A 12,423-nucleotide genomic window follows, 5' to 3' on the forward strand; every position below is an offset into this window, starting at 1 on the left:
GCGATGTCTCGTTTGTAGGAAACTTGGTTTGTTCCCCGCAGACAATTTATATCGCACGTTCGTTATAAATAGAGTAAGTCAAAAATAAGTCAAACATTAAATTTGTGTTTTTTTAGAGAAAAATTGCCACCCACCCAAGGGATGACTTGGTAGGCGAGTCCCAGGAAGTCCGGTATGGTAGGATGGGAGGGGTTATGATAGGCTTACGGGCAACCTACCCGCCACCGGTCCCTCTTACCGCTCTAATGGGACGAGAATGGGATCCCCGTAGTCCCAGTGCCATAAAGAGGGACCCGTTTGAGGGTTGATGAGGGGGATCAGTGCTAGTTGTGGATCAGGGTGTTCACTGGTATCGATTTGGAATTCGAACACATGCCCTGATTTTCCCAAAACATACCTTTTTTTTCCCTTTGCCCTTTCAAATTCCCAACCAAAGGCATCATTTGGATTCATTTTGAATCCAAATCCAATTCGTTCTTTTTGTTTGGAAAGGTCGGCAAAAAAGAAATAGAGATCTTTTCCTTTCGGGAAAAGTTCTCTGAATGGTTTTGTTGCGGCCAACATCCCATATAAGATTTTGTCTTTCAGGAAATATCGAAATTCTATATGGAATGGGTTTTGGTTCTTTTGATTTTGCACCGTTATGGTTTTTGGATCTAGGAATTCCCAATCATCCTTGATGCCATCAAAGATGATTCCATGGTTACGAATTTTGTTTTGGAACCCATCACGATCGTTTGGTTCGATAGGGTTCGTTCCTAATACCACTTCTGCGAAATCACCTAATCCATCTTTGTCGCTATCCCATTCTTTTGGATTCGTACCTAATTTGAATTCTTCCAAATCTACGAGTGAGTCGCCATCACTATCTATGAGGATTGATTTTGATTCAGAATGGTAACCAGATTGTAAAACCCACCCTGATAGATACTTGTCCCAATTGAGATCTTTTTGTAGTTTTAATAAATCCAAAACTCCTTTCGAGCGCTTTTCTAAAACCAATTGAGAAGGGGCAATGAAGTAATCGTGCCACGTCTCATGGTTTGGATCCATAAGAGATAATAAAAAGTTTCGATACCTTTCGTTCCCTAATTCTAAAAACAGTAAGTATTGGATTTTAAAAGTTTTTTCATAATACAATGGAAAATTGGATTGGATGTTCTCAATTCCCTTCGACTTGTCACCTAACGGTGAATCGTTTGTAGGCAATGGATTAAAAAATCCCCACCATGACTTGATTTTATGTATTTCTAAAGGATCTAAATCTAAATTCCCACTTTTTGTCATGGCGATGGGTAAAAAACTACTCACCCCTTCCGATATCCATCTTGGGTCTTGGCCAAACCACAAATGTCCTATTTCATGATAGAGCAGAGGGGCTTGGATGGGAAGATTTGGATCAGGGTAAGCAAACGGAAGGTAAATGACAGATCCTTCATTCCTTGCCGTTGTGCCGTCAGTGATGTCTTTGATAGTAAAAACGTTAGCGTTTGGTACCACGTTCAGATACTCGGCCACCTTCGTTATGTAAGTCGCTGCAGTTTCTAAAACCAATTTTGCAAATTGTCTTTTATTTCCTTCCGGTTTGTATACCACTCGAATGGTTTTTGATGCACCTAATACTTGGATGGTTTTTTCTTGTGACTCAAACCCTTTTTCAGCTAACAATTCAGAAGGATCCGATAGATTCGATTTGGGAATTGTCTCAGAGAGTGAAGCCAAAGAGATTGTTAAGAAGAGGCAAAGGAAAGGACTTCGTTTCATGGACCAAAATTGTATCCCACCCATGATTTTAGAAAAGCAGTTTCTAAAAATTCTTTCAAAAACCCCCTAAACTGGGGGTGGAGTCGAGTGAAATATTTATTTCCAAAAAGAGGTTTTTTGAAAGCTTCTAACGAATTCTTAGCAAAGGTATGATGTCTTTGCGGAGAAATTCGTAAAACAATTGAGGATTCCATGTTACCAATCCCTGAACTTTCAATCCATCCAGGAGCGATTGAATACTTTTGGCACAAACTTCCTTGGGCCATTCCCAATTTTTTAACTATTTTTGTTGGATTAGCACTAACATCGCTAGGAATCATCGCCACAAAAAAATCTGAAAATCGTAAAATTTTATTAAGCTTTATTTGTTTTTGTTTTTCCTTTGCCTCTCTTGGTTTCGTATTATCAATCCGAAGTTTAATTGAAGATCAATCTACGATTTTATATTGGAACAGGATCGGATACTTTGGAGTTATTTTAATGGCTCCATCCGCATCATTTTTGACATACTACTTAACTAACGAACGTTATCAGTATTTAATCTTCTCCGGTATACTCACAATGTTAACTCTTTTATATGGGTACTACGGGCTTTTAAATCATGATGATTTTACAGGCAGTTATTTTTATTATTCCTTTGGTAAATATCCAATTGCAAAGTTACCTCTAAAAATATGGGGCGTAGTCACTTTTTTTAATTATCTATTTTTATACACTCCGGCTTCCCTTCATTACCGGGTACGTTTTAAGGAAGATTTTGAAGCTAAAAAATTGATCTTTTTGGGTCTACATATCTGCAGTATTCTTTTGATTACTAATTTTTTAAGTTTAGTTGGTTATCCCGTATTTCCATTGAGTAGTTTTGCATTCATACCATTATCGATTTTAGGTTATGGGATCTTCCGGTCAGATTTTCTAAATTTAAATGATTTATTATTCAAACAAAGAGGTTTGTTTTATTTTTTATCAGGGTTTATCACTACGATTTTACTAGTTATTGCCTTTATCGTTTCGTTTTACCTCCACCCAAGCATTCAACTAACGGCTTATGAGCGACCCTATTTTTTGGTTCCACTATTCTCTAGCGTTATGGTATTCGCTTTGGCAATTTACATAGCGGGAAGTAACCCAGATAAAAAATTAAATATGTTGGCTTCCATTTCATTTTTTTTAGCCGGCGCGTTTACGATCGTGATGGTGATTTTCAAATTTGAGATGCCACTGATCGTCGCAAGAAGGATTGAACAAATATTTTATACCTTGTTTGTTTTTACACCAGGGATACATATTCGCTTTTGTTATGCGTTATTTGGAAAAAATTCCCCGAAATTTGTAAGGTGGATCGATTTTTGTTCCTTTATTTTGTCTGTCGTATTATGGACTCCTTATTTTTTTAGTGGGTTTTACGAATATTCGTTTGGAAGGATTTCTGCTGGAGGCATTGGGCTTAATTTATTTGGAATCTTGGGTTTTCTCGGGATAGGTTTATTTCTAAAAGATTGGTTTCGGTTTCACAAGGAAACTAACAATAAATTGGCGAGTTTAATTGTTGCTTCATTGATTTTTGGTGATTTTCTAATTATACTTAATTTGCCAGCGACAATGGGTTTACCAATTTATTCATTTGGTGAATTACAATTCCTACCTGCTTTTTTTATATCCATTTTTATCCTCAAATTAGGTGCCATTCCTACTTCCGGACAAGCCACTTTGATTGGGAATCGGGTATCACTGATGATTCTCTTTTTCATTCCGATTACAATGTCCTTTTATGTATTGAATCTCATGAATCTATTCCCAATGAACGTGGCGATTTATCATGCCATTTTTGTTGCCTCACCCATCGCCTTGGCTTTTTATCTTGTTTCATTTGTATTTTTGCGATCCACCGCTGTTAGGTTAGACCAAACAATATTAGCATTGGCTGAAGAGAAATTGAGGACTGACTCTGCTCTTATCGAATCCGAGGAAACAAAAAAAGAAATTGAAGCTATCAATCAACTCACAAACTTAATCAACTCCGAATCGGAATTATCAAAAATCATTAATGCCATTGCAAATTATGTTCATCAAAAATATGGAATTCTTGCTACTTGGTTGTTCCTTTTGGATGAAAGCAAAGAAGAAATAAGAAGTGTACATGCAGAAACGTTTGTGGAGGCGACAAAAGAACAGAGAACATTTGTCAATAATTTACGAATTCCTTTAGATGAAACGGGAGGAGTCGCATACTTAGTATGGAAACGAAAAAAAAGTATGTTGTTATCCTTTGTGAAGCGATTTAATTTTGAAATCGATAAAAGGATTAGTGAAGGTGTTCATGCGACTTCATTTTTGCATGTCCCATTGGTTTTAAACAATGAAACAATTGGGATCATCATGTTTTCGAATTTTGAAAAACGATTAAACATATCAAAAGCAGAATCAAGGTCAATTGAAAGGCTTTGTGCCCAGGTTTCTGGTGTCATTCAAAGAGTTCATTTGCTCAAACAAACTGAAAAACAAAAAAAAGATATCCTTGCACTTAACGATCTCATCAAAGATCTCAATGAGAAATTGGATATCCATTTGATCATGAAAAAGGTACATCGGTATGTGAAAGAAAATTTCAACATCACCTACTACTCATTACTTGTTGCAGACAGTGAAAAAAAATTCCTACGTTTCGTGGACATGGAAGTTCCAGAAAATGTAACGGAGTTTCAGAAAAAAAGAATTTATGATATGAAAGTACCAATTAAGGGAGGGAAAGGTGCTCACGAATTATCCCTTAGGAGGAAAAAACCAATTTATATTCCCGATCGTAATGGAAGTTTTGAGCGTTGGTTATCCGAGGATGACAAGTGGGTGCAAGAGGTTTGTAATATCCGATCTTTTATTTTTATTCCTATGATTTTAAATGGTGAAGTAGTGGGAATTCTAGATTTATCCAATTCTGAAAGCAAACTTGAGTTGACCGAAGAAGATATTTCCAATCTTTCGATTCTTGCGGAGCAACTTGCTGGGATCATATATGGATCCACTATTTTTAAAGAGCTTGAGATTTCTCGTAATATCGCTGAAGAAGAAAGGAACAAAAATGAAAAACTTTTGCTTAACATCCTACCCGTTGATATCGCCCAAGAGTTAAAGGAAAAAGGTGCCACAGAACCAATCTTATACGAAAACGTCAGTGTCATGTTCACTGACTTTAAAGGATTCACTCAAATTGCCGAGGTTTTGTCACCACAAGAATTAATTCGTGATTTGGATGCTTGTTTTGTTCAATTTGATAAAATCACGGAGCGTTATAAACTTGAAAAATTAAAAACCATAGGAGATAGTTATATGTGTGCTGGTGGAATTCCTAAGAGGAACCAAACACATGCTATTGATTCGATTCTTGCGGCTTTAGAAATCCAAGCCTTTATGAATTTAATGAAACAAATCAAAGCTGACCAAGGGTTACCATTTTGGGAGTTAAGATTAGGAATCCATTCAGGGCCACTTGTTGCTGGTGTGATTGGAGAAAAGAAATTCGCTTATGATGTTTGGGGAGATACGGTGAATACAGCCTCACGAATGGAATCCTCGGGTACCCCTGGAAAAATTAATATCAGTGGAACAACTTATGATATGATAAAAGATGTTTTTGAATGCGAATACCGAGGAAAGGTAAATGCTAAAAACAAGGGTGAGGTGGAAATGTACTATGTGTTAGGCTTAAAAAATGAATATTCCATTTCAGATGACAAACGGACTCCAAATGAAAGTTTTTGGAAGTATTACGAAATGTTAGCAGGAACTAGAGAACATGTCGCCTAATTCTGAAAAAAACATAGATCCGATCCAACTTAAAATTGGAATTTTGGAAAATGATGAATTCTTCTTGGAAGAATTAAAAAATCGAATTTCGGAACTCACCAATGTATCAGAAATTCATTCATGGGAGACGGGTGAAATTTTATTAAGAGATCCAAGACACAAAACCTTAGATATTTTATTTTTAGACATCATGTTGCCAGGAATGAGTGGAATTGAAGTGGTAAAGGTATTGTCAGAAAAAAATGAAAACATTAAAGTCATTATGCTAACGAATATGAATTCAGATGAAATGATTTTTAATTCAATCAAAAATGGTGCACTTGGTTACCTATTAAAATCCGAACTCGGTCAAATCAAAAGTATTGTGGATGTGTTATTAGATGGTGGTGCATACATCACTCCAACAATCGCACTTAGAGTATTTTCTAGTTTTCGTAAGCCAGTTGATAAACCTAAAGTGTACTTAACTGATAGGGAAAAACAAATTTTAGAATTATTGGTAAAAGGGAAAACGATACCCTTGGTATCAAAGTTTTTGGATCTGAGTGAACATACTGTACAAGGATACGTAAAATCTATTTATCGAAAATTACAAGTTCACAATCGATCTGAACTTGCTCTCAAAGTACAAGAATATTTTATTCTATAATGAATTCGTTTTCCAAAATCATCTTTATTCTCATGTTTTCCTTCCTATCATTAGATTGTTATCGGAATTTGGATCCATCAGATCAGGGTGATTCTATATTAGATTTGTCAAATGTAGATTGGGAAACGAATGTCCCTCTCAATCTTGCATCGAACTGGGATTTTTATTGGAATGAATTATTGGAGCCTTCCGATTTCGAAATGGGATCATTGCCGAATGTCCCCGTTGTGGAGTTTCGCCCATGGACCAATCTCGAAATCACTAAGGAAAAATTTCCAGCAAAAGGATATGCAACGTATCGGAAAAAAATAAAGATCCAAAAAAAGGTAGGTTCTATCCATTTAGAGATTTATTTTTCTCATTTATACTCCGCTTGCAAGGTTTACCTCAATGGAAAATTGGTAATAGAAAAAGGAAAAGTTTCCTCTGATACTTCGCAAATCTTACCAGATAGAACCAATACGACGATTGAAATCGAGTCCAACCAAGAAGAATTAGAAATCATTTTGCAGATTGCGAACACAACCTTTTACCATGGTGGACCGAGAAGTGAGTTTTTAATCGCGTCACCCAAACAAATGTTATTATTCAAAAACAAAAGTTTGCTCGTAGAAATTTTTGTTTTTGGACTAATTTTTGGATCTGCATTGTATCATTTGTTTTTCTATTTTATCAATAGAAAACAAAAGAGTTTTTTGTATTTTGCGTTTGTTTGTATAACTTTTTTAATACGAATTCCTTTCCTCAATTCAAAATCTTATGAATTGTTTTTGCCAGTTTTGAGTTTTGAATTTCAGACTAATTTATTACATTATGTTAACATTGCTACTTTTTTGTTTTCTATTTCATTCTTAAGTGAATTGTTCAAACCTTATGATTATCCCTTTGTACGATTTACTTTTTATTTTGGTGCATTGTTAGCGTCGTTTACACCTTTTGCACCTGTATCGATCCAACATTATTTCAACTTAATTTACATCATAACGTTCCTTGTTTTGTTTTTGGTTTTTTCCATTTTTTTATTAATCAAACACAAAAAGGAGGCACAAGGTTTTTATTTTATGGCAATGGCGCTCTTTTCGCTGGCTGTATTTTGTTTTTTGGCAATCTCTCTAAATTATTATGGAGTTCAGGGGGGATTGTATTTGATTATTGGTTATTTATTTTATGTGGTATTTCAGAGTGTTTCCCTTAGTCAATATTTTGCCTTCGCTATCGAATCGAGGGCAAATATTGAAATGAAACTTCATGAAGAATCTCTAATTGCTTTGTCCAAACAAAGGGCAGAAATGCAGTTGATGGTCCATGACCAATTAGGGGCTAATTTAACTGATTTAAAAGTATATGTAGAAAGGCAGATGTCTGGTTTAGATGAATCGTTAAAAGAAAGAATCAATTTAGAGCAAATTAACCAAAGGGTTATCTCAATCATTCAATCCCTCCGGAATCAACTTCTTTATATAGAAGATTTAAATTTGATCTTCGAAAATTTTGTCACAGGTATTCAGTTAACGTTACTTAGACGTTATTCTGATGTCGGGCGTGAGTTTGAGTTTGTGCCTACTACTGAGTTTGTCAGATATTTTTCGCAGATAAGAATCATAGGGAAAAACCAAAGTTTTTTTTTAAATATTTTTTATATGTTATATGAAGTTTGTACAAATGATATAAAGTATGGAACTGGGGAATCAGTTTGGAATCTCCATTATGCAAACGGAGAATTTTTGATAAATCAAAAGAATCTGATACGAAATTCTGAATTGATCGTGCAGGTAAATCCTGAATTAAAAAGTATCAAACAAAGGTTGGTGCAACTCAAAGGAAGGTTGCATGTTCAGATAGAAGCTGGAATTTATGAGTTAAAGATTTATTTTCCTGAAGATCGAAGTATTCCTCACTTTCTTGCATTCTGATCGCTTTTCTTAAGTTTTTCCCTGCATTTTCGTTGTGTTTTTACCTGATTTCTTCACTGGAAAGTTGTTTCTAATCCTCTAAAATTTCCGAGTCAAATAAAACTATTAAGGACATCATATGTCAACTAACATCTATGTAGGTAACCTCTCTTACGAAATGACCGAAACTAAACTTAACGAACTATTTTCAGTTCATGGCTCTGTTTCATCAGCAAAAATCATTACTGACCAATACACTGGCGGTTCAAAAGGATTTGGTTTTATCGAAATGAAAGATCGAAATGAAGCAGATAAAGCGATCAATGATTTAAACGGAAAAAATATTCTCAATCGTGAAATGAAAGTGAATATTGCAAAACCAAAAACAAACAACTGGAACTAATCATTCCAATGGATTCGCTTAGGTATAGATGGAGATTCCATTGGAATGCCTAAGTGAGTTTGATTTCTTCTTTAGCAAACATTGATATTAAAATCCCTTTAATTTTAACTTCCTTTTTTTAATAAACGATTCTTCGTTAGGGACAGGTATGTCCCAATTTTAAATTGTATTTACTAGATAAATAACATTCCACAATTTCTCTGTCATTTGGAGTTAATACTTGGTCGAAATATAAAAAATCACCGATGCTACCATTCAGATAATCTCCGTTATTTGGATAGATTCCAACGTTCCAAAAATATCGCCCCATACTCAAATCACCTAATGCACAATTGTATGCTGTACCCGAGGAAGGCGTTACCGCAACACTGGTTCCATACTTATAAATGTTTCCGGTGGTTCCATTGTGGTCGAGTGTCAAAAGGATGGTTTCGCCAAGTGTGCTACTAAAGGTAGAAGATGTTATGACTTTTGGTGGGTTCCCAAGTTGTAAGTCAAATAAACTGACAAGTTTATTGGGAGGTGTACCATCAGGTAAATACAATAGTTTAGCGCCATTTTGAAAAATTCCATCACTGCCTGACATCTCAGTATCATTGTAGACAACAAAAATTGTATTGGCTGAAGAAAGTAAGGAAGTTGAACAAGCAGCAGATAAATAAGTGGCGTCTGGTCCAATAAAACGAATACCAGGAGATCCATTTAATATGTTAGCGTTGAATATTGGTTGAGCACTAGCAGTTGCTTGTGTTAGGTTTAAATTGTTTCTACTACGATCATTCCACGCATAAACACAGTTAGCTCCTCCGTTACAACCACCTGCTCCAAAATTTGCACTTTCGGGTAACAAAAAGAACTTTAAGCTACTACTAGCGACTGTTTGGTTCCAAACACTGGTTTGTGTAGGGTAATAACCTGAAATTGCTCTTATTTCTGAAATGGATAAACTCCGATCATAAATTCTAACATCATCAATATCTCCATTAAAATAACCAGTTGGTGTGATCAATCGACCAATATTGAGAGTGGAACTGATTCCTGTATTCCAAGAACTTTTTCCTTCTGAATGGCGAAGGGTTCCATTTTCGTATACAAAAGCAGTTGTGCCATCGAAAACACCGCAAAGATGGATCCATTGGTTTAAAAAATCTTCTTTTATGACCTTTGCTTCATCATTCCATCCCAACATCCCAACTTCGGGTTGTAAAATGACGAGACCGCTTGCAGTCGAATTTATGGCAGTCCCAAAACTCACAATGTATTGGGCTACTGGACTAGATGATTTAAACCAAGCACAAATCGATCGACTGCTTCCACCAATTGGCAATCCATTCGGATTCGATTTTTCAAAATAACTTGTCCCATTGAAATAGTAAGCAGAACTTGGGAAACCATTTCGATCCGTGGTAGTCGCAACAACTCCAAATGAAGAGAGATCATTGGAATAATTTCCAAAGTCTTTCCCATTTCCATTGAATGGGTAATAGGAAATTAAACCAGAGGGCACTTGGATCGCTAATTTTTGAATGGCATCATCATCCAAAGCTCCATTAAAAAATTGAACATTTGAAATTTTGCCTTTGAAACGAGATCCATTCCCATCATCTCCGACCTTAAATGTGCCGGTTGGTGTGATTGGGTTTGTCGCATAACCGATGAAGTCGGATTTCCCATTGAAAAAAATTTGCCAACTGCCAGCAAAACGACGCATTGTTACATGTGTCCAACGATTTGGAGATACTTGCATAAAGGAAGCTGGGCTAAACAAATTTCCAACGGAGATTCTAAGATTACCTGAACTTTCGATCACAAGTCCATACCCATCTGTTCCACCCAGTCCATTGTAAAAAACAGCTTGATTGGTTGTTTTTCCAGAGGTATGAATCCAGGCTGAGATGGTTAGATTGTCTGTGATTTGAGAGACATTGGAAGAACTTACTATGGATTGAGTGGTCCCATCCAATTCATAGGCACCATTGGACAAACCATTTTCATCTCTAGTTGTGTTAGGCGCTCCAATCAAATTTCCATGATTTGTACCAATTGAATCATTTGCATTTCCATCAAGGGTATACTGTAATAATTCTGCGGGTTGTAAGGTTCTAATTGCATGGTTTCCTTGGTCCGCAATGTAAATGGTTTGGCCATCGGTTGCAATATAACCTGGAAAATTGAGTAAACCATTTCCAGTTGCATTGTCCGCATAACCAGAAACACTTCCGACAAGAGTGGTCACACGATTCGTTGTTAGGTTTAAATGTCTGATGCGATGTCCCAACCATTCGGAAATGAATAAATTGGTTCCATCTGTTGTCAAACCATGTGGGTCATTGAATTGGGCTGAAGTTCCAATCCCGTCAGTGGAAGCCTGCACTCCATCGCCAGCTATGGTGTCTACGGCATTGGTTCCTGTGAGTGAGATCCTTCGGATTTTATAACCACCACCCGCACCTACATCCGATACATAGAGATAATTTCCAACTCCAACAATGGCGATTGGTGAAACAAATCGAGCGTTAGTTCCAACGGGACTATTGGCAAAGGAGCAGAGACCAACACCACCGGCGATGGTCGCAACTGCAGTTGTTGTAGGATTTAACGTACGAATTGTACAGTTTCCTCGATCCACAATATAAAATGTTCCATTATGGAGAGTCATCCAAGACGGATTTGAAAAGGAAGCAAGGATGCCTGAAGTATTATCTAATGAACCATTATTGCCAGAACCTGCCAAAGTTGATACAGAAGTGGTTGTTAGGTTGACAATCCGAATCCGATTTCCATTGTTTTCTAAAACAAACAAATTATTACCATTTGTTGTGAGTCCGACGGGTCCATTGAATTGTGCGGCTGTTCCCACTCCGTCTAAACAATTGGTGATCAAAGTACCTGGACAAGGAGTCCCACCACCCGAATTCCCTCCGGCAAAAATCGTTGTGATACCACTCACTTTGTCTATTTTTCGAATCACTCCATTTGTTGTATCAGCAACATATAAGAAATTTGTATCCGCGGCCATCATACTTGGGTTATTAAAACGTGCTACAGTACTGGTGGTGCTCATTACAGCAACTCCAGGAGCAGGTCCCAAGCCAGAATTATTTGTTGGGAATGATCCAGCAAATGTTCTTAGGTATGACTTTTGGTTGATTAAACTTGTGCCGATATCAGTTGATGAAAAAGAAAATAGATTACCACCGACAATATAACCCGATACGCAAGTGATAAACACCGTGACATTGGTAGCACCAACGGTTCCCACTGTGAGAGAAGGGTTGTCAAAAGAACAAACTGTACCTGCTGGTTGCGAAGAAATGGTAACAGAATAATTAGATCCAGTTGGTTGGACAATTGAAAACTTTTGGAATCCATTCGCAGAAAAACTGATTGTATCGGCTCCATTATTCTGAACGTCTACTGTCCCAGTAATGCCTGTTATATTAACGCCAACTTCATAATAACCAACTCCAAGCCCGCAGGTAATGCTGATATTTGTGATAGGCGCGTTTTGTACGACACCCTGGGCATTTGCAATTGTACAACTTAATCCAACTCCATTCGTTGTTACGTTGACGTTATAAAGATCTCCCGTGTTCAATTTTCTGGGGAAAGTAAAATTTCCATCAGTAGAAACTGTAATGGTATCATTTCCGTTTGTTAAAGTGACGGATGTATTGGTGATAAGACCAGAGACAACCCCACCAATGGTTTGTCCGGTAAATTGAGTACCCGTAAATATCCTAAGGAAAGCGAAGAAATCTAAGGGGCTACGGGAAAGTTTTGGAATGGAACAGGAAGCGGAGAGAAGGCATACCAATAGGAAAGTATTTCTTTTCATTTGGTTTCTCCCCGCTTAGGGAAAGGATGAATGCCCTGTGAAAAGAATCAAGAAATTATCATCGGCAATGATT

General features: G+C 36.8%; 6 protein-coding genes. 4 read left to right on the forward strand and 2 right to left on the reverse strand.

Features of this window, described 5'->3' with window-relative positions:
* Positions 1-234 precede the first annotated feature (234 nt).
* Positions 235-1,764, reverse strand: a complete 1,530-nt coding sequence (locus EHQ62_RS00985; RefSeq protein WP_135640406.1) for a hypothetical protein — start codon at positions 1,762-1,764, stop codon at positions 235-237.
* 192 nt (positions 1,765-1,956) lie between these two features.
* Here EHQ62_RS00985 and EHQ62_RS00990 point away from each other — a divergent pair, with 192 nt between their 5' ends.
* The 4 genes from EHQ62_RS00990 to EHQ62_RS01005 all read left to right on the forward strand — a co-directional run bounded on the left by EHQ62_RS00990 (position 1,957) and on the right by EHQ62_RS01005 (position 8,512).
* Positions 1,957-5,568, forward strand: a complete 3,612-nt coding sequence (locus EHQ62_RS00990) for an adenylate/guanylate cyclase domain-containing protein (RefSeq protein WP_135640407.1) — start codon at positions 1,957-1,959, stop codon at positions 5,566-5,568.
* On the forward strand, positions 5,558-6,217 hold the full coding sequence (locus EHQ62_RS00995; RefSeq protein WP_135640408.1) for a response regulator transcription factor: 660 nt from the start codon (positions 5,558-5,560) through the stop codon (positions 6,215-6,217). Before EHQ62_RS00990 ends, EHQ62_RS00995 begins: the two co-directional genes overlap by 11 nt.
* Entirely contained in the window at positions 6,217-8,130 is a 1,914-nt protein-coding gene (locus tag EHQ62_RS01000) for a 7TM-DISM domain-containing protein (protein ID WP_135640409.1), read from the forward strand. Before EHQ62_RS00995 ends, EHQ62_RS01000 begins: the two co-directional genes overlap by 1 nt.
* Positions 8,131-8,248: 118 nt before the next feature.
* Positions 8,249-8,512 (forward strand): RNA recognition motif domain-containing protein, encoded by a 264-nt coding sequence (locus EHQ62_RS01005; protein WP_135640410.1) that lies wholly within the window; start codon positions 8,249-8,251, stop codon positions 8,510-8,512.
* A gap of 136 nt (positions 8,513-8,648) precedes the next feature.
* On the opposite strand, the gene EHQ62_RS01010 is transcribed toward EHQ62_RS01005, so the two are convergent.
* Positions 8,649-12,350: a LamG-like jellyroll fold domain-containing protein gene (locus EHQ62_RS01010; protein WP_135640411.1), complete on the reverse strand. Its 3,702-nt coding sequence runs from the start codon at positions 12,348-12,350 to the stop codon at positions 8,649-8,651.
* Positions 12,351-12,423: the final 73 nt, after the last annotated feature.

The organism is Leptospira jelokensis (assembly GCF_004769635.1).
GTDB classification, from domain to species: domain Bacteria; phylum Spirochaetota; class Leptospiria; order Leptospirales; family Leptospiraceae; genus Leptospira_A; species Leptospira_A jelokensis.